At 69.2% G+C, this 24,647-nt stretch carries 19 protein-coding genes; 6 read left to right on the forward strand and 13 right to left on the reverse strand.

What is annotated here, in order from left to right; all coding sequences use genetic code 11:
- Positions 1-531: 531 nt before the first annotated feature.
- The 6 genes from GGG17_RS17300 to dnaB form a co-directional block, all read right to left on the reverse strand.
- The gene (locus tag GGG17_RS17300; protein ID WP_375804494.1) at positions 532-618 is read right to left on the reverse strand and encodes a type ISP restriction/modification enzyme; all 87 of its coding nucleotides are present in this window, start codon (positions 616-618) and stop codon (positions 532-534) included.
- Between the two features lie 125 nt (positions 619-743).
- A complete protein-coding gene (locus GGG17_RS01580; RefSeq protein WP_311966342.1) occupies positions 744-3,842 on the reverse strand; it encodes a type I restriction endonuclease subunit R in 3,099 nt (1,032 codons plus the stop codon).
- 3 nt (positions 3,843-3,845) lie between these two features.
- Positions 3,846-5,054: a restriction endonuclease subunit S gene (locus tag GGG17_RS01585; RefSeq protein ID WP_154592059.1), complete on the reverse strand. Its 1,209-nt coding sequence runs from the start codon at positions 5,052-5,054 to the stop codon at positions 3,846-3,848.
- Positions 5,051-7,030 carry a type I restriction-modification system subunit M gene (locus GGG17_RS01590; protein WP_230082585.1) on the reverse strand — a complete coding sequence of 660 codons (1,980 nt, stop codon included), beginning with the start codon at positions 7,028-7,030 and terminating at the stop codon, positions 5,051-5,053. Before GGG17_RS01590 ends, GGG17_RS01585 begins: the two co-directional genes overlap by 4 nt.
- A gap of 146 nt (positions 7,031-7,176) precedes the next feature.
- Complete coding sequence (locus GGG17_RS01595; RefSeq protein ID WP_230082586.1) at positions 7,177-7,962, reverse strand: GIY-YIG nuclease family protein; 786 nt, start codon at positions 7,960-7,962, stop codon at positions 7,177-7,179.
- 232 nt (positions 7,963-8,194) lie between these two features.
- Complete coding sequence (gene dnaB, locus GGG17_RS01600) at positions 8,195-10,831, reverse strand: replicative DNA helicase (RefSeq protein WP_375804491.1); 2,637 nt, start codon at positions 10,829-10,831, stop codon at positions 8,195-8,197.
- A 660-nt stretch (positions 10,832-11,491) separates the two neighbouring features.
- Between dnaB and GGG17_RS01605 the strand changes: the two genes are divergently transcribed.
- The gene (locus GGG17_RS01605; protein WP_311966343.1) at positions 11,492-12,841 is read left to right on the forward strand and encodes an MATE family efflux transporter; all 1,350 of its coding nucleotides are present in this window, start codon (positions 11,492-11,494) and stop codon (positions 12,839-12,841) included.
- A gap of 52 nt (positions 12,842-12,893) precedes the next feature.
- Here GGG17_RS01605 and GGG17_RS01610 read toward each other — a convergent pair whose 3' ends face one another.
- The 3 genes from GGG17_RS01610 to GGG17_RS01620 are packed head-to-tail and all read right to left on the reverse strand — an operon-like array spanning position 12,894 to position 15,570.
- Positions 12,894-13,106 carry a hypothetical protein gene (locus GGG17_RS01610; RefSeq protein WP_154592061.1) on the reverse strand — a complete coding sequence of 71 codons (213 nt, stop codon included), beginning with the start codon at positions 13,104-13,106 and terminating at the stop codon, positions 12,894-12,896.
- Positions 13,103-14,491, reverse strand: a complete 1,389-nt coding sequence (locus GGG17_RS01615) for a mycothione reductase (RefSeq protein ID WP_154592062.1) — start codon at positions 14,489-14,491, stop codon at positions 13,103-13,105. The genes GGG17_RS01610 and GGG17_RS01615 overlap by 4 nt, the downstream gene beginning before the upstream one ends.
- A gap of 53 nt (positions 14,492-14,544) precedes the next feature.
- Entirely contained in the window at positions 14,545-15,570 is a 1,026-nt protein-coding gene (locus GGG17_RS01620) for a Gfo/Idh/MocA family protein (protein ID WP_154592063.1), read from the reverse strand.
- Positions 15,571-15,654: 84 nt separating this feature from the next.
- Here GGG17_RS01620 and iolG point away from each other — a divergent pair, with 84 nt between their 5' ends.
- Complete coding sequence (iolG, locus tag GGG17_RS01625; RefSeq protein WP_154592064.1) at positions 15,655-16,668, forward strand: inositol 2-dehydrogenase; 1,014 nt, start codon at positions 15,655-15,657, stop codon at positions 16,666-16,668.
- Positions 16,669-16,677: 9 nt separating this feature from the next.
- Here the strand turns inward: iolG and GGG17_RS01630 are convergent, their stop codons facing one another.
- Positions 16,678-17,739: a LacI family DNA-binding transcriptional regulator gene (locus GGG17_RS01630; RefSeq protein WP_050347437.1), complete on the reverse strand. Its 1,062-nt coding sequence runs from the start codon at positions 17,737-17,739 to the stop codon at positions 16,678-16,680.
- Positions 17,740-17,853: 114 nt separating this feature from the next.
- Between GGG17_RS01630 and GGG17_RS01635 the strand changes: the two genes are divergently transcribed.
- Both GGG17_RS01635 and GGG17_RS01640 read left to right on the forward strand, forming a co-directional pair.
- Positions 17,854-19,089, forward strand: coding sequence for a phytanoyl-CoA dioxygenase family protein (locus GGG17_RS01635; RefSeq protein WP_154592065.1), 1,236 nt, complete (start codon positions 17,854-17,856; stop codon positions 19,087-19,089).
- Positions 19,089-19,874 carry an SDR family oxidoreductase gene (locus tag GGG17_RS01640; RefSeq protein WP_154592066.1) on the forward strand — a complete coding sequence of 262 codons (786 nt, stop codon included), beginning with the start codon at positions 19,089-19,091 and terminating at the stop codon, positions 19,872-19,874. The genes GGG17_RS01635 and GGG17_RS01640 overlap by 1 nt, the downstream gene beginning before the upstream one ends.
- Positions 19,875-19,970: 96 nt before the next feature.
- On the opposite strand, the gene GGG17_RS01645 is transcribed toward GGG17_RS01640, so the two are convergent.
- Positions 19,971-21,401 (reverse strand): sugar porter family MFS transporter, encoded by a 1,431-nt coding sequence (locus tag GGG17_RS01645; protein WP_154592067.1) that lies wholly within the window; start codon positions 21,399-21,401, stop codon positions 19,971-19,973.
- Between the two features lie 144 nt (positions 21,402-21,545).
- Here GGG17_RS01645 and GGG17_RS17040 point away from each other — a divergent pair, with 144 nt between their 5' ends.
- Together GGG17_RS17040 and GGG17_RS17045 are read left to right on the forward strand one after the other, a co-directional pair.
- The gene (locus GGG17_RS17040; protein ID WP_311966344.1) at positions 21,546-21,920 is read left to right on the forward strand and encodes an IolE/MocC family protein; all 375 of its coding nucleotides are present in this window, start codon (positions 21,546-21,548) and stop codon (positions 21,918-21,920) included.
- Positions 21,893-22,363: a TIM barrel protein gene (locus GGG17_RS17045; RefSeq protein ID WP_311966345.1), complete on the forward strand. Its 471-nt coding sequence runs from the start codon at positions 21,893-21,895 to the stop codon at positions 22,361-22,363. Before GGG17_RS17040 ends, GGG17_RS17045 begins: the two co-directional genes overlap by 28 nt.
- A gap of 322 nt (positions 22,364-22,685) precedes the next feature.
- Here GGG17_RS17045 and GGG17_RS01655 read toward each other — a convergent pair whose 3' ends face one another.
- Complete coding sequence (locus tag GGG17_RS01655) at positions 22,686-23,576, reverse strand: ATP-binding cassette domain-containing protein (RefSeq protein WP_154592068.1); 891 nt, start codon at positions 23,574-23,576, stop codon at positions 22,686-22,688.
- A complete protein-coding gene (locus GGG17_RS01660) occupies positions 23,573-24,646 on the reverse strand; it encodes an ABC transporter permease (RefSeq protein ID WP_154592069.1) in 1,074 nt (357 codons plus the stop codon). The genes GGG17_RS01655 and GGG17_RS01660 overlap by 4 nt, the downstream gene beginning before the upstream one ends.
- Position 24,647 lies beyond the last annotated feature (1 nt).

Below are 24,647 nucleotides of genomic sequence, written 5' to 3' on the forward strand. Positions count from 1 at the left end.
CTACCTCTCCGAAGGCTCCATGGCCAAGCTCTACCCAACCCGCGATACTGAGACCGTCGCCCTCGAAAAGAGCGACCGGTAGGCAACGAGCATCACCTCAAAGCCCACCACTCAACGGGGCTCTATCCAGGGTAGTCCGCGTGTGCTTTCGGCTTCTTCCTGACGCCCCGTGGCCCCGGCAGCGTCATTGCGCGTGGACAGGCCGCCCGGGATGAGCGGCGCGATGACAACCGACCCAGAGTGCGGTCCCTGTCCGCGGAGCCATCTGGGTCCAAGGAGGTAGGTCAGTTCCCCTGGGATCTGGGACCACCCGCCTCCTGGCACCGGTCCACAACTGACCGAGCCTGGAACGGGTCACTGGCCGCTGGGCTCGGCAGGTGCGGCGCCCCGCGATTGGATCGGGTGTCGGAGCTCCTATTGGACTCAGTCGCCGAGGGGCGGCTCCGGAACGGATCGGACGATCCTCATCGTGTCGACGCTGACGCGGGTGACGCGCTTTACCAGGTCGATGATGTAGCGAGGGTCGTTGTGTTAGCGGGCCCACTCGTTGGGGTCGTTGACGATGCCGGAGGGCTTGTCGGTCTCGACCTGATATCGGTCGATCAGCCACTCCAGCACGCCGATCTACTGGCCAAGGATCGCACCGCCATCGAACGCGCCGCCAGCCAGCGCCTTAGGGCCCTGGAGCGCCACCCGACACCGGGATGGGGCCGGCCAGCCCACGTCCTGACCATGGAGTGGGTTCAGGCTGACTCGCGCAGCGTTTCCCAGAGCTTCATCATCCCCATGATGGTCAGGATCTCTTCGCGGGACCGGTCGGCGGCCAGGCGTTCAAGCCCGCGTTGCTGACTGTCGGTGGCCTCGACGATGACCTCCTGGATGGTGTGCCACAAGTCTGGCCCGGAGAAGAAGTCGGGCTTGTTGTTGGCGACTGCTTGAGCGCGCAGGTCCTCGTTCTCGAGCATCTTGCGCAGCACCGTCTCGACCGCGGAGACCTGGTCGCCGTCGGAGAGGCCGTCGCCGTCGAAGAGGGTGTTGATGTGGGCCAGCACCTCCGACCATGGCACCAGGTCGGCCTCGTGGCGACCGCGGGATCCGGCTGCGAGGACAGACGCGAGCCCCTCGGCCTGCCCGGTCGCCAGGTCGAGTTCCTGCTCGGGCTGCTTGTGCAGCGCGTGGTGGGTCAGAGTGACATCGGAGAGGTCGATGGTGTCCTCGTGCCGGTTGGAGTCCTTGAGTGCCTCGGCGAGCAACCGCGCGAAGGTCACACGCTTCTCCAGGTCGACGTCGTCGTAGTCGACGATCGAGCCGAGGAAGTCGTAGGTGCCGACGAAGGTGCGGAGGTCGCGGCGGAAGGTGTCGAGCCGGTCGGTCTCGCTGTCGTCACGACTCTGCAGTGCCCGCCGGTATGCCGTGTTGAACCTCTCCTTGACCGGCGCCAGAGCAGCGGACAGCTTCCCCTGATTGGGCTTGGTGGAGCCGTCGCCCCAGTAGGCCCTCGCGCAGGTGTCAACGTCGACGTCGTCGAAGAGACCGACACCGGCAAGCTTGTCCCACTGGTCGAAGACGATGTTGGGATCGCTGGCCTGCGTGAGGTAGGCGCCCTCGTAGTAGACCTTGAACGCGTCGAGGACGTCCTCGGCCTGGTTGACGAAGTCCAGCACATAAGTGGTCTTGCCCGGATACACCCGGTTGAGCCGGGACAGGGTCTGGACGCACTGCACACCGTCGAGCCGCTTGTCCACATACATCGCGCACAGCAGCGGCTGGTCGAACCCGGTCTGGTACTTGTTCGCCACGATCAGCACCTGGTACTCGTCCGTCCCCAGCGCCTCCGGGATGGTGCGGCCGCGCAGGTCTCTGTTCATCGAGTGCTCGGTGAACTCTTCCGGCCCGGACTCGGAGTCCTCGACGGACCCGGAGAACGCGACCAGGGTCGCCACGTCCGTGAGGTGGTGCTCGGCGATGTACTTGTCCATCGCCAGCTTGTAGCGCACCGCGGACTTGCGGGAGTCTGTGACGACCATGGCCTTGGCGTTGCCGTCGAGCAGGGGCGCGACGTTGGCGCGGAAGTGCTCGACGATGACAGCGACCTTCTGGCTGATGTTGTACGGGTGCAGCTTGACCCACTGCATCACCGACCTCATCGCCTTCGACTTGTCGACCGTCTCAGAGTCGTAGTCCTGGCCGCCGTGGACCAGCCGGAATGCGGTCCGGTAGGTGGTGTAGTACTTGAGTACGTCGAGGATGAAGCCCTCCTCGATGGCTTGCTGCATCGAGTACAAGTGGAACGGGACCTTGTCGACCTCCTCCCCGGCCTGCGAGGTCCCGAACATCTGCAGCGTCTTGCCCTTCGGGGTCGCGGTGAACGCGAAGAACGACACGTTCGGCAGCGCGCCCCGCCCCTCGAGCTCGAGCCGGACCAGGTCGTCGACGCCGACCGTGCCGTCCTCGTCGGTGACGTCGTCGAGCACCTTGCCCGACAAGGTCTGTCGCAGCTTATTGGCCGACTCCCCGGTCTGGGAGGAGTGCGCCTCGTCGATGATCACCGCGAACCGCCTTCCGGCCAGCGCCTTGGACTCCCGGATCGCGTCCAGCGCGTACGGCACCGTCTGGATCGTGACGACGATGATCGCCCCGCCGTTGGTCAGCGCCTCGGTCAGGGCCTGAGACTTGGAGGAGAACCGCTTGGCGAAGTCGCTGTCGGTGCCCTGCCCGATCGGCAGCACCACGCCCCGCTTGTGGTCGATCTGGTAGATCGCGTCCTGCAGCTGGTCGTCCAGCACAGTCCGGTCGGTGATCACCAGCACCGAGTCGAACACCTTGGTCGAGTCGGCGTCATGCAGGGTGGAGAGCTGGTGCGACAGCCACGCGATCGAGTTGGTCTTGCCCGACCCGGCCGAGTGCTGCACCAGGTACCGCTGCCCCGGCCCGTGCTTCTTCGCATCGGCCAGGAGCGTGGTGACCACGTCGTGCTGGTGGTACCGCGGGAAGATCACCGTCGAGGACCGGCTGACCTTGCCCGTCGCCGGGTCCTTGTGCTTGCTCACCTGCACATGCATGAACTTGCCCAGGATGTTCAGCCAGGTGTCCCTTGCCAGCACCTCTTCCCACAGGTATGCCGTGGCCGCCCCGTGCGGGTTCGGCGGGTTCCCGGCGTGGCCGGCGTTACCACGGTTGAACGGCAGGAAGCGGGTCTCCGGGCCCTCGAGTCGGGTGGTCATGTAGATCTCGGCGTTGTCCACCGCGAAGTGCACCAGGGCCCGGTGACCAGGCGTCAGCAGCGGCTCTCGGCGCCTGGTCTTGGGGTCCACCGGCGGACGGTCGTGGCGATACTGGCGGATCGCTTCGTGCACGTCCTGCTGGAACTCGCTCTTCAGCTCGGCGGTGGCGACAGGTAGCCCGTTGACGAAGAAGACCAGGTCGACCGAGTCGGTCTTGTTCTCCGAGTAGTACAACTGTCGTGCGACGCGCAGCCGGTTCTGGGCATACCGCCTCGTGGCCGTCGGGTTCATCGACTCCGCCGGCCGGAACTGGCACAGGTCCAGCTGCTTGGTGAACTTGAACCCGTAACGCAACGCCGCCAGGGTGCCGCCACCGGCGTCGAGGGGACGGTCCAGCGACTCGGCAAGCCGGTCCAGCAGTCGCTCCCGGTCCTTGTCGGTCTTCACCATTGCGGCGAGTGTTTCCGGCTGGGTGGCCTCCAGCCAGGCGAACAGGTCATCGGGCCACAGCGCCCGCTTCTTGTCGTAGCCGGTGGAGCCTGGCTCGTAGACCCACTCATGCGCCCCGAGGTGGTCGCACAACTCGTCCTCGAGCTGCCGCTCATGCTCCACCGCCACGCCTCAGCCCGCCTTCCCGTAGGTGGTGACGTCCAACCTGCCCTTGACCGCCGCCGTGATCAAGGCCGCACGCCGCTCCTTCAGGTTGGCGCTCAGCTCCTGTGCCTTGCCCACCATCGCATCAACTTTGGGCGCGTCCTCCTTCAACGCCCGCGTCACCGCGATCTGAGACGCCACGGGCGGCAATGACATCGGCAAGTTGAGCAAGTCCTCCTTGCTGACGTTCTGCATCGAGTGACTGGCCCCTGTTGCCTCCAGTTCGATCGCCTGACGCATGCGGGAAGTCCCAAGAAGCGTCGAGACGAACCAGGGATCGGCGACCCGTGGATCCACCGTGATCGCATACGTCTTGTCGCTCAGCATCAGTCGCGGGTACTCATCCTCCACCACCGCGGCACTCCCCACGAGGTCCTTCGTGCTTGCTCGCGATATCACGATCTCTCCGCGTCGGACGACGGCCTCGACGCGCGGTTCCACGTCAGCGGGGAGCAGCTTGTTCTCATCGGGCCGGAAGACCCCACCGTTGACACAGCCGGTCTTAAGCACGCCCCATTCGGTGACCCCGTCGGCTGGGACGGACTCGCACTGCGGGCTCGACCCCTGCCGCATCTCCGTCGCGAAGTGCTTGAGGCGTGTCCCAGACGAAGGATCGAGCACGGCCTCCACGGCCTGCGCGATCGATGACCGGTGGCGTTCGCGGAGGCGGGCGACCAGAGCATCCTGCTTGGCGACGAGCGCGTCGATCTTCGCTGTCTCACGGTCCAGGAAGTCCACGATCACCGAAGCGCCCTCGATGCCAGGCCACGAAACTGTGGCGTGCAGGATCTGCGAGGCAGAGAGATGCTTGACCGTCGTGGCGTAGGTGACAGCGTTGATGGCCTCGAGTTCCTGCGGCAAGGCGTACAGGAGGAACCGAGCCGTGATTGCGTCCGTCCGCAGCAATGCCACCCGCTGATTGAGAAGCGCGTCCTCAGCTCCCAACCACTGACCGACCTTGAAGTCGCCGTCCATGCCTACGACCACGTCGCCACGCACAACCTTCGCGGCTTCGACGAACTCGCCGGTGTAGCGGATCTCTGTGGCGTCCGCTCCCACGTCTCGGATCCGAAGCAGCGGATAGCCGTTAGAGGTGTCGAACCGTTCGGAGTCGAACGGGTAGCCGTTCACCACTTCGGCGAGGTGCTGGACCCGGACCGGCTTGAAGCCGCTCATCCGTCCAACTCAGCGAAGAGGTCCTGGATCTCGGCGATGAGCCGCTTGACGTCGGCGTCGATCTCCTCGAGCGGGCGGGGTGGGACGTACTCGTAGAAGTGGCGGGTGAAGGGCATTTCGTAGCCGATCTTGGTCTTGGCGTGGTCGACCCAGGCGTCGGGGACGTATGGCAGGACTTCGCGAGCGACGTACTCCTCGATGTCCTGCCCGAGGGGCACGTTCTCGGTGTCGCGGAGCCTGGGGTCCGGCTCGGGGTTGCCCTTGGCGTCGGCGCATATCTCGGCGGTCTCGTCCCGTTCGCTCAGGGCGGCGTGGATCGCCTTGCGGACCGGTGATCCAACCTGGAGGTCGGCTTCACCGAGCGCCTTGCCCAAGGCCTGATCGAAAGTCTGCCGCGCTCTCCACACGGTCTCGCGGTCGAGGGTCTGCAACGCGCGGCGGAGCTGCTCCTGCGTGCTTTCGTCGAGCTTCTGCACCGCCTTGGCCTGGATCGCCTCGTCGATCCGCTCAGCCGTCGCCTGGTAGGCCAGCCGAAGGGGTCGTTCGACAGTGATGGTGTGGAAGCCGAAGGTCTCCCCCGGGAAGACCTTGGAGCGCTTGTCGTCAGCGTCGTCGAAGGCGGCATACAACTTGACGAGGGTCTCGATGTCGGCGGGCAGCAACTCCTTGCGCTTCGACCCGAGGGACTTGCGCATCTTGGTGAACATCTGCGAGCCGTCGATGAGCTGGACGTAGCCGCGCCGCTCGACCGGCTTCTTGCGATCGAGCACCCAGATGTAGGTGGCGATGCCGGTGTTGTAGAACATGTCGCTCGGCAGGGCGATGACCGCGTCGAGCAGGTCGGACTCGATGACCCAGCGGCGGATCTCCGACTCACCCGACCCTGCCCGCCCGGTGAACAACGGCGATCCGTTGAGGACGATCGCAGCGCGTCCGCGCACGTTCTCATCGTCGGGGTCGACGGTGCGCATCTTGTCGATCAGGTGGAGCAAGAACAGCATGGACCCGTCGGAGACGGCGGGCAGGCCGGGGCCGAAGCGTCCGTTGAAGCCGAGCTGCTTGTGCTCCTTGACGACCTCGCGCTGAGAGATCTTCCACTCCACTCCGAACGGAGGGTTGGAGAGGCAGTAGTGGAAGTCCTTGCCCGCGTGGGCGTCGTCGGTGAGGGTGTTGCCCAGGGCGATGGCGTCAACCGGCTGGCCCTTGATGATCATGTCCGCCTTGCACACGGCATACGAGCTGGGGTTGATCTCCTGCCCGGCCATCAGCAGCCGGGCGGCCGGGTTCTGCTCACGCAGGTGCTCATCCATCGTCGAGAGCATCCCGCCGGTGCCGGCCGCGGGGTCGTAAACGCGGCGGTTCACGGCCTTGCCCGGGGTGGTCGCATCCTCGTCGCCCACCAGCAGCAGGTCGACCATGAGGGCGATGACCTCACGGGGGGTGAAGTGCTCACCAGCGGTCTCGTTGCTCGCCTCCGCGAACTTGCGGATCAGCTCCTCGAAGACCGAGCCCATCTCGGTGTTGCTGACGTGCTGGGGGCGCAGGTCGAGCTTGGCGAACTCCTGGACAACCAGGTAGAGGGAGTTGGCCTCCTCGAGCCGCTGCACCTGCTCCTCGAACCCGAACCGGGTGAAGACGTCGCGAACGTTGTCGCTGAAGCCGTCGACGTAGGACAGCAGGTTGGCCTTGATGTTGACGCTGTCGCCGGTCAGCGACGGGAGCGTGTACGGCGAGGTGTTGTAGAACGAGTACTTCGCTGCCTTGCGCAGTTTGACGTCCAGCAAATCCTTGGCCGTCCGGTCACCGGAGCGCTTCTGCTCGGACAACACGGCGTCCTTCGTCGGCGCCAGGACGCAGTCGAGGCGGCGCAGGATCGTCATCGGCAGGACGACGTCTCCGTACTCCTTGGGCTTGTACGGCCCGCGCAACAAGTTGGCGATGGACCAGATGAAGTTGGCGTCTGGCTTCGACGGCAAGGTGGGGCGTCCTCTCGTGGTGCGTGCCCCCATCCTCGCCCATCACCGAAGAGCCTCTGCGCAGCGGCCTTCCCGCGCCGCGACAGTTGCCGATTCACTGCTCGACAGATCGGCGTTGGACACCGGTCGCGCACCTGGTGGTTCCGTCAGTTGCGGTTGAGCCCGTGTCGGCGGGAGTCGAGTGCACGCTTGTAGTGGCTCTCGGCGGCGTTGATCTCCCGCGTCGGCGTGGCAGGGTCAAACACGCGCAGCACCGAGAAACGGAAAGTCATCGGGTCCCGTCCCTTGAGCTCCACGTTCCCTCCGTGGCCGTTGGCCGCGTAGGCAGTCCAGCGCTGCAGCACACTCGCGGTGCCGTCTGCCTTGCCGACGTACTGTCGACCGTCCCGGGTGTCGGTGATGAGGTAGATGCCCATGACCGATGAGAGCGCGGTTCGCCAGGTGGCGTACCGGTGCTCACGGACCACCGCCTGCAGCTGTGAGTAGTCCAACGTGAGCGCGTCGAAGCCGGGGAACCTCACAGGCTCGGCGTCGGCGATCTCCATGACCGGATAGCGCGCCGCCGTCGTGGCCTTGAGCGCCCAGGTGCGCGGTGACCTCCAACCGATCACCAGACGTGACTGCAGGTCGCTCAGCTGGTCCGACCGCTCCAGGTCGAACGTGCGCCTGACGCCGTCGTTGGAAGTCTCACCATGACTCCGGACCACCGACCACAGGCGAGCACGGTCACCGCCCTCGGGCAGGAACACCACCCAGACGCCGGGCGGTGCGGCCGGGAAGGCGCGGGTGTTGGCCGACTGATTGCTGGTGTAACCCATGATCTCAGCATCAGAGGAGTCCCCGTGGATCCCCGCTGATCCGTCCCCGTGCTCACGCACGTAGGCGTGCCGAATCACCAACGCCTCCAACGGGTCGATACCGGCGCTGTCCATGACCTGCGCGAACGTAAGCGTCATAGGCCTGCCTCCGTGTCGATCAGCACACCGCTGAAGCAACACTCATAACGAAAAATGATGAAGATCGCTCTTACGGATAACCGTGGGGAATGTTACATAGGGACGGTCGCTGCGCAAGATTGGCTGCATCTCGACATGAGACATGAACGACGAATAGTCCAATCGACACGCCGTCCGGCGACTATGCAACATACGAGCGATCTCGACACTAAAAGTTGGTGGCCATGTTGGTGAAGCGGGAGTAGTGGCCCTGGAAGGCGACCACGATCGTGCCAGTGGGACCGTTTCGGTGCTTGGCCACGATCACGTCAGCCTCGCCCTCGCGGGGAGATTCCTTCTCGTACATCGACTCTCGGTGCAGCAGCACGACCATGTCGGCATCCTGCTCGATCGAGCCCGATTCGCGCAGGTCGGAGACCATCGGCTTCTTGTCGGTGCGCTGCTCGGGCCCACGGTTCAGCTGCGACAAGGCGATGACCGGCACCTCGATCTCCTTGGCCAGGAGCTTGAGGGCGCGGGAGAACTCCGAGACCTCCTGCTGGCGGGACTCGACGCGCTTGCCGGAGCTCATCAGCTGCAGGTAGTCGATGACCACGAGCTTGAGGTTGTTGCGCTGCTTGAGCCGGCGGCACTTGGCGCGGATCTCCATGAGGGACATGTTGGGCGAGTCGTCGATGAAGAACGGCGCCTCGCTGAGCCGCCCGGTCGTGCGGGCGATCTTGGTCCAGTCGTCGTCCTGCAGCTCGCCCTTGCGCAGCTTCTGCAGCTGGATCGAGGCCTCGGCCGAGAGCAAACGCATGGTGATCTCGGTCTTGCTCATCTCGAGGCTGAACAGGACGGTGGCCTGCTGGTTGTGGATCGCCGCCGACCGCGCGATGTCAAGCGCGAGCGTGGAGTTGTGGGTCGGGATCATTGACCTGCCGGCGAGATACAGGTGGTCGTCGTTGCTCACCTGGATGCAGCGCACGGGCACCGAGGCGATGGGCTTCACCTTCGTGATGAAGCGGGAGTTTCTCCGCTGGAACTGGCGGCGACGAAGCTCCTTGTGCAGCAGCCTCTTGCGCTCCAGCACGAACACGTCCTCGTCCGAGGAGAAGGTGATCGTGAAGGCCGTCGAGCTTGCCGCCGAGCGGCCGCGCACCTTCTTGCGGCACATGCCACTTCGGTAGCCCAAGCCGGAGATGAGTTCATGTACGTCCTCGGCGAGGCGCAGGCTGGTGGTGGTGAATTGCACGCACCCGCCTGCAGACACGGTCCCGTCGGTGTCGAGGAGGCCAGCCAGCAGGGCGCGCCGCTGGGACTCGCTGGCCCGCTGGTACTCAACGGGGATGTGCTTGTCGCCGAGGACGCCGATCGTCCGGAGGCGGGCCTGGAGGGTTCCATGATGCTTCCGGCATGCCATGCACTGGCGGCCCGTCGTGGTGGGGCCGCCGCAGTCGGGGCAGACTGGCGTGGCGATCGGCTTCTGAAACGCCTTGAGGCGCCCCCCGCACGACTTGCCACACGTCCTGACGTAGGCAACGGGGTTGGTGAACGACGTCCCACACACGGCGCAGCTCCTCTGCTCAGCGACCACCTCGGTGGCGAGCTGCATGAGATAGCGCATCGGGGACGACGTCTTGGTCACGACCAGTCCATCGGCCTCGAGCCTCATCACGATCTCGGGGTCCGCCATCATGATCTGCGCAGCAGCAGACGTCCCGTCTCCCAGCCAGGCCCCCAGCGTGTACGGCTGGACCAGGAGCTCCCGCTCCGCGAGGGCGAGCGCAGCCGCCAGCGGCACGCTGTGGTTGAGGCGTGCGTCGGCTGTGCCCGTGCGCACCGTCGCAGCAATCTCCTCCGTGGTCCGGATCGCGGCGAACGTCCGCTGATTGCGCTGACCGTTCCTGCCGTCACGAGCGGCCTGAAGAGACTTGCGGCTGGCGCGCGTATCCGTCAGCCACTGGTGCTGGGCATCGGCCACGATGGTCGAGCCGTCCGAGAAGGACACCTCGTAGCAGGGTCGGTCGGTCATGACCTCGGTCGCAGCGACCACGCGGGTCGGACGACCGTCGGCCCCAATGACCTCGTCACCGACCTGAACCTCACCCATCGTGGTCCAGCCGGCCGGCGTCACGAGGGGGGTGTCGAGCGCAAGCGCCTTGCCGACGGCCGGTCGAGCGGCGATCACGATCATCTGGCCGGGGTGCAGACCGTTGGTGAGCTGGTCGAGCTCGGTGAAGCCGGTGGGCACGCCGACCATCTCGCCGTTCTTGCCCGAGGCGTGCTCGATCTCGTCGATCGTGGCCTCGAGCACCTCGCCGACAGCGATGTAGTCCTCGCCGCCGCGCTTGTCGGCGACCTGGTAGACCTCGGCCTGCGCGGCGTTGACGATGTCCTCGACGTCGCCGCCCTGGCCATAGCCCATCTGCACGATGCGCGTGCCCGCGTCGACGAGGCGCCTCAGGACGGCGCGCTCCTGCACGATCTCGGCGTAGTAGCCCGCGTTGGCCGCCGTCGGCACGGCGTCGATCAGCTGGTGCAGGTAGGCCTGGCCGCCGATGCGCTGGATCTCGCCGCGCTTGGTGAGCTCGTCGGCGACGGTGATGGCGTCGGCCGGCTCGCCGCGACCGTAGAGGTCGATGATCGCCTCGTAGATCGTCTCGTGCGCGGGGCGATAGAAGTCGAGCCCGCGCAGCGTCTCGACGCAGTCGGCGATCGCGTCCTTGGACAGCATCATCGAGCCGAGGACGGACTGCTCCGCGTGCACGTCCTGGGGCGGCACGCGGTCGTCGCCACCGCCCCCACCAGGTCCCCCCACCGCGGGGCCGTAGTCCCGACGGTCGTCCAGCTCGGCGATCGACACGTCCGCTCCCTCGTCCTAGCCCTGCGCTGCCCGGTCCCTGCTCGTCAGTCCACCACCGACCTCTGACAGACCCTCCACCGGCGCCTCCGAGGCCCCCTGGGAGGGCCTCGCGCGCGTGTGGACAAACCTGTGGACAAGTCGGATGGCCCTGGGCGAACGACATCACCCGGACGGGCTGCTGCGCCACGTTAGGGGCCGGGAGGAGACCCGGGCAAACGGGGGCTGTGGACAAGGTGGGGACAACACGCCGTGGCGTGTGCGCAACCCTGGGGACAAGCCTGTGGAGGGAGTGTGACTTTGCCGTGACCTATCGCTTCACCATCGCTGTGACCAGCCCCTACGCCGTCCACCGCCTGTGCACAGAAGATTTGTGCGGGAGGTTAGGCCATTTGAGGACGCCGCCGCGCGGTGTGGACAAACCGTCTCATCACCGACACGCCGACCCCCGCCCTGCCGCGCCGGATCTCGCTCAATGTCACCGGTACAACACTCACAGCAACCGTCCGGGCTTCTGACCTGCGACTTCCCACATGGGGCCGACGGACCTGTCACATCTGTGGACAACGACACACCCGAAACCCGCAGGTCACCGCCCCGTCACCAGACTCACCCCCTGACACCGACTGGGGGCGCACACCGCCGCCCACCTATGCTCGGCGGGTGACGAGCGACCGGGGGGCCCAGCCGCCGCCCTCCCCCGCCCGCGAGATCCTGCGCCTCGCCGTCCCCGCCTTCCTCGCCCTCGTCGCCGAGCCGCTCTTCCTCCTCGCCGACAGCGCCATCGTCGGCCACCTCGGCACCCCGCAGCTCGCCGGCCTCGGCGTCGCGAGCGCCGCCCTGCTGACCGCGGCCAACATCTTCGTCTTCCTCGCCTACGGCACCACCAGCATCGTGGCCCGCCACGTCGGCGCCGGTGACGAGCGCGGCGCCGTCGCCAACGGCCTCGACGGCGTGTGGCTCGCCGCGGCCCTCGGGCTCGTCACCAGCCTGCTGGTCGCGGCCTTCGCCCGCCCCCTCGTGGCGGCGTTCGGCGCGAGCCCGGACGCCCTCGTCCACGCCGAGCACTACCTGCGCGCGAGCGCCGCCGGCATCCCCGCGATGCTCGTGGTCCTCGCCGCCACCGGCATCCTGCGCGGCGTCCAGGACACCACCACGCCCCTGGTCGTGTCCGTCGCCGGTTTCACGTGCAACGTCGCCCTCAACGTCCTGCTCGTCTACGGCCTGCACCTCGGGATCGTCGGCTCGGCCATCGGCACGGTGATCAGCCAGTGGGGTATGGCGGTCGCCCTGCTCCTCGTCGTGGTGCGGGCAGCGCGGCGGCTCGACGCCTCCCTGCGCCCGCATCCGGGGCGGGTGCTGGTGGCCGCGCGGGGCGGCATACCGCTGCTCGTCCGCACGCTGGCGCTGCGCACGGTCCTGCTGCTGACCACGTGGGTCGCGGCGGGTCTGGGTGACGTGCCGCTCGGCGCCTACCAGGTGAGCGCGACGGTGTGGAGCTTCCTCACCTTTGCCCTGGACGCGCTGGCGATCGCCGCGCAGGCCCTGACGGGCAAGGCCCTCGGCGCCGGGGACACCGCAGGCACCCGCGCCGCCACCACCCTCATGATCCGCTGGGGCCTCATCGGCGGCGCGGTCCTCGGCGCCCTGGTCCTCGCGCTGCACACCGTGCTGCCACACCTGTTCACGAGCGACCCCGAGACCCAGGCCGCCCTCGCCGCCGGCCTGGTCGTGGTGGCGCTGTCGCAGCCGATCTCGGGGTGGGTCTTCGTCCTCGACGGGGTGCTGATCGGCGCCGGCGACACCCGCTGGCTGGCGTGGGCGCAGCTCGCGCTCCTCGTGGCCTATGTCCCCGTCGTGCTGGTCGTCCGGCACGTCGCCGGCCCGCTCGACGACCCCGCGGCCGTGGTGTGGCTCTGGGTCGGGTTCAGCATCTTCATGACCCTGCGCGGCATCGCGCTCGGCCTGCGCGCCCGCTCCGACGCCTGGCTCGTCACCGGCGCCACCCGCTGACCCCAGCCCGAACCGACCCGGGATCAGGCGCCCACAGACTCCTGGGTCGGGCTCAGCGCCAGCACTGCACGACGAAGCGCGGCAACGACCGCAGGGCCACCAGCGAGGCCACCCACGCGAGACCGTCGCAGCCGAGCCCGAGCACATAGGCGGGGTGCCGGACCACGCCCGCCCCGGTGGCCCGGGACGCGGCGTAGCCCTGCGAGACGGAGGCGACGGCATACATCAGCATGCCGACCACCGAGGCGACGAAGCCGAGGATCACAGCTCGAGACCCAGCAGGGCGTTCTCGACGACCTCCATGATCGCGGGGTGGATCCAGTACTGCCCGCGCGCCATCTCGGGCACGGGCGTCCCCAGCGACATCGCCTGGATCAGCGGCTGGATCAGGTTGCTGGCCTGGTAGCCCATGAGGTGGGCGCCCAGCAGCAGCCGGGTCTCGGGGTCGGCGAGCAGCTTGACGACGCCCACCTGGTCCTCCATGGCCCAGCCGTACGCCGTGCCGCCGTAGTCCTGGACCTTGACGACGTAGTCGCGCCCGGCCGCCTGCAGCTCGCGCTCCGTCAGGCCGACCGACGCGATCTGCGGGTGGGTGAACACGGCGGCAGGGACGTAGCGGTGGTCGCTGGACCGCAGGTCTTCGGGGTGGGCGAGGTTGTGCGCGACGACCCGCGCCTCGTGGTTGGCGACGTGCTTGAGCTGCCAGTGGCTGCTGATGTCGCCGAGCGCCCAGACCCCCTCGACGCTGGTGCGCTGCTGCTCGTCGACCCACAGGCGGGGTCCGTCCATCCGATAGCCGACCTCCGCGAGGCCGAGCTGGTCGGCGTTGGGCACGCGCCCGGTGGCGACGAGGACGGCGTCCGCCACGACCTCGCCCGACCCGGAGGGCCCGGTGGTCGTGAGGTGCCACGCGCCGTCCCGGCGCTCGGCCGCGCTGATCTGGGTGCCGAGCCGCAGGTCGTAGCGCTCGGCCGCCAGCTCCGTGAACCGCCCCGAGATCAAGTCGTCCTCCTTGCGCAGCAGGCTGCCGCTGCGCTGGAGCCAGGTCACCTCGACGCCGAACGCGTCGAAGATGTGGGCGAACTCGGCCGCGACGAAGCCGCCGCCCACGACCGTCAGGCGCCTCGGCAGCTCCTCCATCCGCATCACGCTGTCGCTCGTGTGCACGCCGAGCGAGGGGGCCGCCTCGCGCAGGCCGTCGACGTCGAGCATCGACACGCGCGAGCCGGCGGCCACGACGATCTGGTCGGCCGTGATGGTGGCGCCGGTGCCGGTGTCGATCTCCTTGGGCCCGACGAACCGCGCGCTCCCGTCGAACACCGTGATGTGCGGGTCCTGGCGGCGGTACTGCTCGCCGCCCGCGGCGATCTGGTCGATCCGCCCGGCAAAGATCCGGTCGCGGATCTCGCGCCACCGCACCTGCGGGTCGCACGGGAAGGACGCGCCCAGGCGGTCGAGGTGCTGCGCGGAGGTGATGACGTCGGCCGGGTAGGCGTACATCTTGGTGGGGATGCAGCCGACGTTGAGGCAGGTGCCGCCGAAGGTGCCCCGCTCGAGGATCGCGATGTCCTGGTCGGCCAGCTCGGGGGTGATGAGCGAGTTGCCCGAGCCCGTGCCGATGATGATCAGGTCGAAGTGACGGTCAGCCATGCTCCCGAGCCTAGACGTGCAGCCTGACCCCAGGCTGCCTCCAGGACCGGTCCTCAGGACTCCCCGGCCAGGCGGTCGCCCGTCACGGCCCTCACCTGGTCCATCGCCTCGAGGGTCGCGATGGTCGCGTCGAGGGGCCGTATGCCGCTCTCCACCCGCCCCTCGCCGAGGCAGTGCGCGACCTCCAGCGCCTCCCAGTACAGCCCGTCATGAGCGGTCGCCGCCTCGAGGTGGCGCAGCTGTCCCCCGTCGCGTCCGTGCAGGGTGAACGACCCCGGCTGGTACCACGGCCCGTCCAGCGACACCCACGCGTCGGTGCCGCTGATCGCGGCGACGGTGGGGGTCTCGACCAGGGCGCTCGCGTGCAGCGCCGACTGCGCGTCGCCGTGCCGCAGCGTCATCGTCGTCTGCGCCATCGTGCCCGTCGGCCCCCGCACGCCCTGCGCGGCGACCTCGGTGGGCGCCCCCAGGACCCACGTCGCGAGGGTGAGCGGATAGGTGCCGAGGTCCATCATCGCGCCGCCCGCGAGCGCCGGGTCGTGGATGCGGTGGGCGTCGGGGAAGTACTCGCCGATGTCGGCGGACACCATCGTCGGCTCACCCAGGACGCCGTCGTCGAGCAGCCGGCGGAGCACGCGGAACTTCGGCAGGCACAACGACCACATCGCCTCCATCGCGAGGACGCCGGCGGCGCGGGCGGCCTCGGCGATGCGCCGGGCCCCCGTGGCGTCGATCGCCATGGGCTTCTCGACGAGCACGTGCTTGCCCGCCGCGATGGCGAGCAGGGCGTGCTCGACGTGCTGCGGGTGGGGGCTCGCGACGTAGACGACGTCCACGCGCGGGTGGGCGACCAGCTCGGCATACGACCCCAGCGGCTCGCCCCCGAGCCGCCCGGTGAAGCGCTGCGCGCCCTCCTCGGACCGGGAGCCGACCGCCACCACCTGGTGGTTCGTATGCCGGAGGACGGACGCGGCGAACCGCTCGGCGATCCACCCCGTGCCGAGGATGCCCCAGCGCAGGGCGGGGCCCCCGGTGGGATCCGGCAGGCGGGGCTCGGGCAGGCTGTGCGGGAAGGACATCGGCGTCGCTCCTTCGACCGTTGCTGGACAGTGGCCGGTTCATGTCAGATAGTACTGACAATCGTCCAACGAAGGAGATCGAGCATGCCCCTGCAGCCCGTCCGCATCGGTCTGATCGGCTGCGGCCGCATCGGCCGGGTCCACGCCCTCAGCGTCACCGCGGCCCCTGGGGCCGTGCTCACGACCGTCGTCGACGCTGTCCCCGCCGCCGCGGAGTCGCTGGGCGAGCTGCACGGCGCCCGCGTCGCCGCCACCCCCGCGGAGGTGCTGGCGTCCGCCGACGTCGACGCCGTCATCATCGCGTCCCCCACCGCCACGCACGTCGACCTCATCGATGCCGCGATCGACGCCGGCAAGCCCGCCCTGTGCGAGAAGCCCATCGACCTCGACATCGCCCGCGTCGAGGCGCTGCGCGGCAAGGCGTCGGCCGCGACCACGCCGATCATGCTGGGCTTCAACCGGCGCTTCGACCCGCACTTCGCGACCCTGCACGCGCGCGTCGCCGCCGGCGAGATCGGCCGCCTGGAGCAGCTGTCCATCATCAGCCGCGACCCCGCGCCCGCGCCGACGGACTACCTCGCGGTGTCCGGCGGGATCTTCCGCGACATGACGATCCATGACTTCGACATGGCGCGGCACTTCGTGCCGGACGTCGTCAGCGTGTTCGCCTCGGGGACGGCGCAGTTCAGCGAGGACATCCGCGGTCTCGGCGACTACGACTCCGCGGTGGTGGTGCTGACGGGCCGCGAGGGCCAGCAGGTGACGATCACCAACTCGCGGCACGCGGCCTACGGCTACGACCAACGGCTGGAGGCCTTCGGCTCGGAGGGGCTGCTCGAGGCCGGCAACGTCACCGACACGGTCGTGCGCCGCTGGACCGCCGACGCGGTCGAGGTGCGCGAGCCCTACCAGAACTTCTTCCTCGAGCGGTATGCCGCGGCCTACCAGCGCGAGCTCGCGGCGTTCGTCGCCGCCATCCGCGAGGACGCTCCGGTGCCGGTGGGCTTCCACGACGGGTGGGCCGCCCTCGTGCTGGCCGACGCCGCCGCCCGGTCCGCCGCCGAGGGTCGCGTCGTCGAGGTCGACCTCGACGCCTGACCCGTCCGGTCAGGCCGGGTCGATCCACCGCGTCGGCAGGTTGTAGCGCGTGATGATCTCCAACGACGCCGGCACGGTCAGCGGGGCGCCCGACACCAGCCGGTGGTGCCTCAGCACCTGACGGACGGCCCGACGGCAGTCGCTCTGCAGGTCGTGGTGGATCACCGCGTCGATGGCGCCCGAGCGGAGCAGCGCGACGTTGTCCTCGTCGAGGTCGTGCGCGACGTAGGCCTCCACCCGTCGCCCCCGGCGCCGCAGCTCGGCGAGGGTGGCGCGGTTGCCACCACCGACGGAGTAGACCGCGCACACGCCCGGCTCCTCGTCGAGCGCCGGCCCGACCAGGTCGCCCGTGGCGGCATCGAGCCCGTCCGCGTCCGACACCACGAGCACGGGCTCCTCCGGCCGGAGCACCGCCAGCTCGTCCTCGAACGCCCGCACCCGCTCATGCTCCCCCAAGAAGGTCGAGCGGCTCATCGTCACCAGCACCCGCCGCCCCTCGCCGTCACCCACGCCTCGCGGGGTCAGCCAGCGCGACACCAGGAAGGCTGCCGTCGCCCCCGCCTGCTGGTTGTCCAGTCCGACATACGCCACCCGCCTGCTGCTCGGGACGTCGGTGACCAGGGTGACCACCGGTATGCCGCGCCCCGCCGCCCGGTCCACCGCCGCCGCGATGGCCGGGTCGTCCGGCGCCTTGAGGAGCAGCCCCTGCGAGGTGCGGCCTCCCGACCCGACCCGGTCAATCGTCTCCACGAGCTCCTCGACGTCGGCCCGCTCGCGCAGGTGGAACCTCGCCCGCACGGCCGCTGGCCGCACCCACGCCAGCTCGGCCTCGAGCGCCGTCCGCACGGCGCCCGTGAACCGCGCCGGCGCCTGCATCACGACGTCCACCAGCACGGTGCGGGCGCCGAGCCGCAGCTGCGACTGCTGGCGGTCGAGCTCGAGCACGGCCTGCTCGACGGCCCGCACGGCCGCGGCGCTCACGTTGCTGCGCCCGTGCAGCGCGCGATCGACGGTGGCCTCGGACAGGCCGGCCTGGGCGGCGATGTCCTTGAGGGGGTGCGGCGGCCTCATCCCCCGACGGTAGGCCTGATCGTGACTGAGGTCTATCTGAGGTCTTTGACCCCAGCCGACGGCCGGTCCCCGAGCCACCATGGAAGGGAAGGACCACGACGACGAGGAGACGCCATGCCGACCACGACCCGCCCGGCGCCCAGCCCGACCTACACGGCGCAGGACTGCCGCCTCGAGGACCTGCGCGCGGTGCTCGAGGCCCGCACCGACGTCACGGCATACCCGCACGCCCAGGCCGTCGAGCAGGAGGTGCTGCTCTATCGCGCCGACCGGCTGCGCGAGGCGCTCGGCAACGGGCCCGAGGCCGCCCGCGAGGTGCAGGCCGAGCTGGCCCGCGCCCTGTCCGAGGGGCCGGGGATCGTGGTGCTGCAGGGCGCCTTCGAGCACGACGTGGTCGACCGGGTCAGCGACGGCTTCCGCACGATCATCGAGGAGCAGCGCGCCTCCGGCCGCGTGGCGGGCGACCACTTCGCCAGGCCCGGGGCCAACGACCGCGTCTGGAACGCCCTCGAGAAGCTCGCCGTCTCCGACCCCGAGGCGTTCGTCGACTACTACGCCAACGACCTCGTGGCGCTGGCGGCGACGGCCTGGCTGGGTCCTGGCTACCAGGTCACCTCGCAGGTCAACGTGGTCAACCCGGGAGGCGCCGGCCAGACCGTGCACCGCGACTACCACCTGGGGTTCCTCGGGCCGGAGGTCAGCGAGCGCTACCCCCGGCACGTCCACATGATGTCGCCGATGCTGACCCTGCAGGGCGCCGTGGCGCACGTCGACATGCCCGTCGAGAGCGGCCCCACCCTCTACCTCCCCCACTCGCACCGCTACGAGCCCGGCTACGTCGCCTACTGGCTGCCGGAGTTCCAGGACTACTTCCGCGAGCACCGCGTGCAGCTGCCGCTCGCCAAGGGCGACGCCGTGTTCTTCAACCCCGCGCTGTTCCACGCCGCCGGCACCAACCACTCGACCGACATCCTCCGCATGGCCAACCTCCTGCAGATCTCCTCGGCGTTCGGCCGGGCCATGGAGCGCGTCGACCGGCGCCGCGTGGTCGAGGCCGTCTATCCGGTCCTGCTCTCCCGCCAGGACGCCGGTATGCCGACCGCCCGCCTCCACGACGCGATCGCCGCGTCGGCGGAGGGCTACGCCTTCCCCGCCGACCTGGACGTGGAGCAGCCCGTCGACGGGATGGCGCCGCCCACGCAGGCGGACCGGGTGCGGGACGCGCTGTCTGCTCGGCTCCCGCTGACCGAGCTGGCCGCGGCGCACGGCGCCCCGACGACCGGTCCGCTCGCGAGCGCACCGACCGAAGCCGCCACGGCCGCGGGCCCCACCACCGGGGGCGCGGCCTGATGCGCGAGCTCCTCCAGGACCGGGTGGTCCTCGTCAGTGGCGGCACCCAGGGCGTGGGCGCCGCCGTGGCGCGGGCCGCCCTGCGCGAAGGCGCCCGCGTCGTCGTCACCGGGCGCCGCGCGGACGTCGGGTCGGCGGCGGCCGACGAGCTGGCACGCGAGCACGGCTCGCACCGCGCGGAGTTCGTGCAGACCGACCTGGCCGACGTGGACCAGGCACGCGCCTCGGTCACCGCGACGGTCGAGCGCTTCGGCCGGGTCGACGGGCTCGTCAACGCCGCCGGCCTCACCTCGCGCGGGTCGCTGCTCGACACCACCCCCGAGCTGCTGCAGCAGCACCTCTCGGTCAACCTCGTGGCGCCGTTCTTCACGATGCAGGCGGCCGTCGAGGACATGCGCCGCCGGGGCGCCCCCGGCACGATCGTCAACGTGCTGACCATGTCCTCCCACGGCGGCCAGCCCTACCTCGCGCCCTACGTCGCCGCCAAGGCCGGGCTGGCCGGACTCACCCGCAACGCGGCGTACGCCCACCGCTTCGACCGCATCCGCATCAACGGCCTCAACATCGGCTGGACCGAGACGCCGGGCGAGGACGAGGTGCAGCGGCGCTTCCACGGTGCGCAGGACGGGTGGCTCGAGGAAGCCTCCGCCGCCCTCCCCATGGGCAAGCTGGGGCAGGTCGACGAGATCGCCGACATGGTCGTCTACCTGCTGTCCGACCGCAGCGGCGTCGTGACCGGCTCCGTCATCGACTGGGACCAGACGGTGCCCGGCGCCCACGACTGACGCCTGCTGCCTCCACGCCCCGGCCGTCCGGAGGTGACCACTCGGCGGGGGGTGCGGGGCGCCGGATCGCCGACACCCCGCCTCTCGGCATACGGCTCAGACGAACTCGCCCCGGGAGAAGCTCTCCTCGAGCTCCTCCAGGGAGCGGCCGCTGGTGTTGGGCAGCATCTTCCAGAGGAAGAAGATCGCGGCGAGCCCGATCACGAAGAACAGGCCGAACATCCCCTGCAGGCCGGCCTTGCCCACGATCACGGGGAAGGAGAAGGTCAGCGCGGCGTTGACCAGCCACATACACAGGATCGAGATCCCCATCCCGAAGCCCCGGATCCGTAGCGGGAACATCTCGGACAGGGCGACCCAGACCGGCGCGTTGAGGCAGCACTGCATGAAGAACACGAAGGTCACGCAGAGCACCAGGATCACCCAGGCGCGGGTGGTGCCCGCCGGGAGGATCGTCGCCGCGAGGGTGATCAGGCCGTGGATCGTCGTCGTGGCGCAGAACCCGATGATGATGAGCTTGCGGCGGTGGACCTTGTCGATCACCACGAACAGGCACAGCGCCGTCCCGACGACCGCGAGGACCCCGTTGGCGACGTTGGCGATGATCGCCGCGCTGGCCGAGAAGCCCGCCTCGGTGAGCAGCTGGGTGCCGTAGTACATGATCGAGTTGATGCCCGTGACCTGCTGCGCGGCGGCCAGGCCGCAGCCGATGATCACCAGTCGACGGATCCACGGGACGGCCATGTCGGACCAGCCGCCCTTGTGGGACTCGGCCTCCTCATCGGCCAGTTGCTCCACCTCGCCGAGCTCGGCGCGGGCGCGGTCCTCGTTGCGGACCTCCATGAGCACCTGCAGCGCCTCGTCGTAGCGACCCTTCGAGATGAGCCAGCGCGGGGACTCCGGCATACGGAGCATCCCGAAGAACAGGAACACCGCGGGGACGGCGCACACCGCGAGCATGTAGCGCCAGACCCCCTCGTGCTCGCCCCAGACGCTGGCGATGATCGCGTTGATGATGAAGGCGAGCATCTGCCCGAGCACGATCGCGAGCTCGTTGCGCCCGCTGAGGGTGCCACGGCGCTCGGTGGGGGCGAGCTCCGACAGATAGACGGGGACCGTGGCGGATGCCGCGCCGACCGCCACGCCCAGGACGAAGCGGGACGGGAGCATGACGCCGAGCCCGGGGGCGAAGACGCAGCCGAGCGTGCCCACGAAGAACACGACGGCGATCAGGGTCAGCGTCCGCTTGCGGCCCAGCCTGTCGTTGAGCACGCCGGAGACGAGCGCCCCCACCGCGGCGCCGATGAGCAGCGTCGCCGTCACGAGACCCTCGGTGACGGTGGTCAGGCCGAGGTCCTCCTTCATCGGCTCGAGGGCGCCGTTGATCACGCCCGTGTCGTAACCGAACAGCAGGCCGCCGAACGTCGCGACGACGGCGATCAGGTCCAGGCGCCGCTGGTGCGGGCCCGGGCGGAGCGGCGGGAGCGTCACCCCGCCGTGGCTGCTGGTGGGACTGCCGTGGGACATCCTCGTCTCCTTCTGCCTTCCGCAGCACGCGGATTCGTAGCGTCCGTGCTCGTATCGCTATCACAAGTGAAGAGGCCGGTGTGGACACTGTCAATAGATTGTCCTTACATTTGCCACAAACCGTTGCACGACGAAGGAGTCCGCATGACCCTCACCGCCGGACCGTCCGAGCAGGTCTCGCAGCACCCGGGGTTCGACCTCGCGGTGTGCTCCGAGATGCAGCTGCTCGATCTGCCCCACCTCGACCGCGTGCGGCGGCTGCACGCGCTGGGGTTCGCCGTCGAGCTGTGGGACTGGACGGCGCTGGACGTCGACGCGCTGGCGGCGACGGGTGCGCGCTTCACCTCGATGACGGGCTACACGCGGGGCGAGCTGATCGACCCCGCGGGCGCGGACGAGCTGCTGCGCACCGCCCAGGAGTCCGTCGCCGTCGCCCATCGCCTCGGCGACCCGCACCTCAACCTGCACGGCACGGCCTCGGAGACGGCGGTATGCCGAACCGCCCGCAGAGCGTGGTGACCCCTCGCGACTGGCTCGCCGCCGAGCGGACGCTGCGTCGTGTGGCCGCCCTCGGCGAGAGCGAGGGCGTGACCTTTCAGCTCGAGAACCTCAACCTGGACGTCGACCACCCCGGCGTGCCGTTCGCGCGGGCGGCGGACGTGATCACGCTGCTGGAGTCCGTCGGGTCGCCCGCGCTGCGCATGAACCTCGACCTCTACCACGCCCAGATCGGCGAGGGGAACCTCATCGAGCTGTGCCGCCGGGCCCTGCCCCTCGTCGGCGAGATCCAGGTCGCCGACGTGCCCGGGCGGTGCGAGCCGGGGACGGGCGAGATCAGCTATCCCGGCATCGCCCGGGCCCTCGCCGAGATGGGGTATGCCGGGGTGGTGGCCCTCGAGGGGTGGGCGTCCGGCGACAGCGAGGTGGCGCTCGAGCGCTTCCGGGACGCCTTCACCCTCTGACCCGACCCCCGCCCCACCCCGCATCACCCCGCCGCCAAGGCGAGCCGCTGCTCACGCGCGAGAGGGCAACGATGGTCCCCACCACCGCGCGGGAGCAGCCATTCGTGCCCACTCACCCCGGCAGGCCGCCAAGGCGAGCCGCTGCTCTCGCGCGAGAGGGCAAAGATGGTCCCCGCCACCGCGCGGGAGCAGCCCTTCACGCCCACCCACCGCGCCCCAACGCGTTGAGAGGCGACACATGGGGGTTATCGGGTGCGGATAACCCCCATGTGTCGCCTCTCAACGAGGGGACGGGCGGGACGAGGCGGGCTGCCTGGGAGCCCTAGTCGCGGACCTTGGGGAGGTCCACGGTGGGTGCGTCGATCGAGCCGTGCTCGACGGTGCTGGGGTCGACGACCTTGCCGGGATCCGCGGCGCGCAGCTCGTGCGACAGGTCGGCGAGCTCCTTGCCGCCCGCCATCTCCTCGGTCAGCTCGTCCAACGAGACCTCGTCACGGTGGGCGTCCAGGACCACGCGCCCGAGCTTGAGGATGACGAAGTGGTTGCCGACGAGGTAGGCGTGGTGCGGGTTGTGGGTGATGAAGACGACGCCGAGGCCGGCGTCCCGCGCCTTCATGATGTACTTCAGCACCACGCCGGACTGCTTGACGCCGAGCGCCGCGGTGGGCTCGTCGAGGATGATCACCTTGGCGCCGAAGTAGATCGCGCGGGCGATCGCGATGCACTGCTTCTGACCGCCGGAGAGGCTGCCGATGGGGCGGTCCAGGTCGGGGATGACGATCCCCATCTTGGTGAGCTCCTCGCCGCAGACCCGCTTCATGGTGGCGATGTCCATCCCGAAGAGCCCCTTCTTGACCTCGTTGCCGAGGAAGAAGTTGCGCCACACCGACATCAGCGGGGCGAGCGCGAGGTCCTGGTAGACGGTGGCGATGCCGCTGCCGAGGGACTCGCGCGGCGACGAGAAGTGCCGCTCCTCGCCGTTGACGTACATCTCGCCGGCGTTGTAGTCGTGCAGCCCCGCCATGATCTTGATGAGCGTGGACTTGCCGGCGCCGTTGTCGCCGAGGACGCAGGTGACCTTGCCCTGCCGGACGGACATCGAGACGCCGCGCAGCGCCTGGATGTTGCCATAGCTCTTGCCGCAGTCACGCATCTCCAGGATGGCCGTGGTGGGGCCACCCTCGTGCGTCGGCGCGGTCTTGGTCGCGCTCATGCCGCGTCCGCCCTTCTCTTGACGTACATGTTGACCAAGGTCGCCACGAGCAGCAGCACCCCGAGGAAGGTCCGGAACCAGTCCGGGTTCCAGTTGGCGTAGTTGATGCCCAGCTGGGTCATGCCGAACACCAGCGCGCCGATAGCGGCCCCGACCACGGAGCCGTAGCCGCCGGTGAGCAGGCAGCCGCCGACCACCGCGGCGATGATGAAGATGAACTCCTTGCCGACGCCCTCGCCGGACTGCACCACGGAGTACTCGAACAGCAGGTGCATGCCGAGCATCCAGGCGCAGAACCCGACGAACATGAACATCCCGATCTTGACCGCGGTCACGGGGACACCGACGGCGCGGGCCGCGGCGGCGTCGCCGCCGACGGCGAAGATCCAGTTGCCGACGCGGGTGCGGAGCAGCACGTACGCCGCGATCGCGGTCAGCACGATCCAGAACAGCACCAGCATCTTGATGCTGACCGTGCCGATCGTGAAGGTCGTGGCGAACACCGCCTTGGCGGAGTCCCATCCCTGCATGTCGGTGATCGACGTCGAGGCGACGTTGCCGGTGACCAGTCGGGTGATGCCGAGGTTGGCGCCCTGCAGCACGAAGAAGGTGCCGAGGGTGACCAGGAAGCTCGGCAGGCCCGTCCGCATCAGCAGCCAGCCGTTGAAGGCGCCGATCGCCAGGGAGATGACGAGCGCGAGGATCACGCCGACCCACACGTTGAGGCCGAAGTTCCACGAGGCCAGGGCCGCGGTGAGCCCGGAGGTCGTGGCGGCGACGCCGGTGGACAGGTCGAACTCGCCGCCGATCATGAGGACGGCGACGCCCACGGCCATGATCCCGATCGTGGCGGAGCCGTAGAGGATGGTGCCGACGTTGCTGATGTTGCGGAAGGCCGGTGCGATGGCCACGAACAGCGCGAACACGGCGAGGGCACCGATGAGGGAGCCGATCTCGGGGCGGCGGAGCAGCAGGTTGACTGGGGACCGGCGCGCGACGCGGTCGTCGCCGGCCGGTGCCTGTGTCGCCGGCTCGGGTGCCGTAGAGGGAGTGGTGGTGGAGGTCGACATG

Origin of the sequence: Arsenicicoccus cauae (genome assembly GCF_009707125.1) — a bacterium.
GTDB lineage: Bacteria > Actinomycetota > Actinomycetes > Actinomycetales > Dermatophilaceae > Arsenicicoccus > Arsenicicoccus cauae.

Coding starts and splice junctions, on each gene's coding strand:
- GGG17_RS01585 (WP_154592059.1), bottom strand. CDS start 5,054: ATGAGCGGCTTCAAGCCGGTCCGGGTCCAGCACCTCGCCGAAGTGGTG.
- GGG17_RS01595 (WP_230082586.1), bottom strand. CDS start 7,962: ATGGACAGCGCCGGTATCGACCCGTTGGAGGCGTTGGTGATTCGGCAC.
- GGG17_RS01615 (WP_154592062.1), bottom strand. CDS start 14,491: ATGGCTGACCGTCACTTCGACCTGATCATCATCGGCACGGGCTCGGGC.
- GGG17_RS01620 (WP_154592063.1), bottom strand. CDS start 15,570: ATGTCCTTCCCGCACAGCCTGCCCGAGCCCCGCCTGCCGGATCCCACC.
- iolG (WP_154592064.1), top strand. CDS start 15,655: ATGCCCCTGCAGCCCGTCCGCATCGGTCTGATCGGCTGCGGCCGCATC.
- GGG17_RS01630 (WP_050347437.1), bottom strand. CDS start 17,739: ATGAGGCCGCCGCACCCCCTCAAGGACATCGCCGCCCAGGCCGGCCTG.
- GGG17_RS01635 (WP_154592065.1), top strand. CDS start 17,854: ATGCCGACCACGACCCGCCCGGCGCCCAGCCCGACCTACACGGCGCAG.
- GGG17_RS01640 (WP_154592066.1), top strand. CDS start 19,089: ATGCGCGAGCTCCTCCAGGACCGGGTGGTCCTCGTCAGTGGCGGCACC.
- GGG17_RS01645 (WP_154592067.1), bottom strand. CDS start 21,401: ATGTCCCACGGCAGTCCCACCAGCAGCCACGGCGGGGTGACGCTCCCG.
- GGG17_RS17040 (WP_311966344.1), top strand. CDS start 21,546: ATGACCCTCACCGCCGGACCGTCCGAGCAGGTCTCGCAGCACCCGGGG.
- GGG17_RS17045 (WP_311966345.1), top strand. CDS start 21,893: ATGCCGAACCGCCCGCAGAGCGTGGTGACCCCTCGCGACTGGCTCGCC.
- GGG17_RS01655 (WP_154592068.1), bottom strand. CDS start 23,576: ATGAGCGCGACCAAGACCGCGCCGACGCACGAGGGTGGCCCCACCACG.
- GGG17_RS01660 (WP_154592069.1), bottom strand. CDS start 24,646: ATGTCGACCTCCACCACCACTCCCTCTACGGCACCCGAGCCGGCGACA.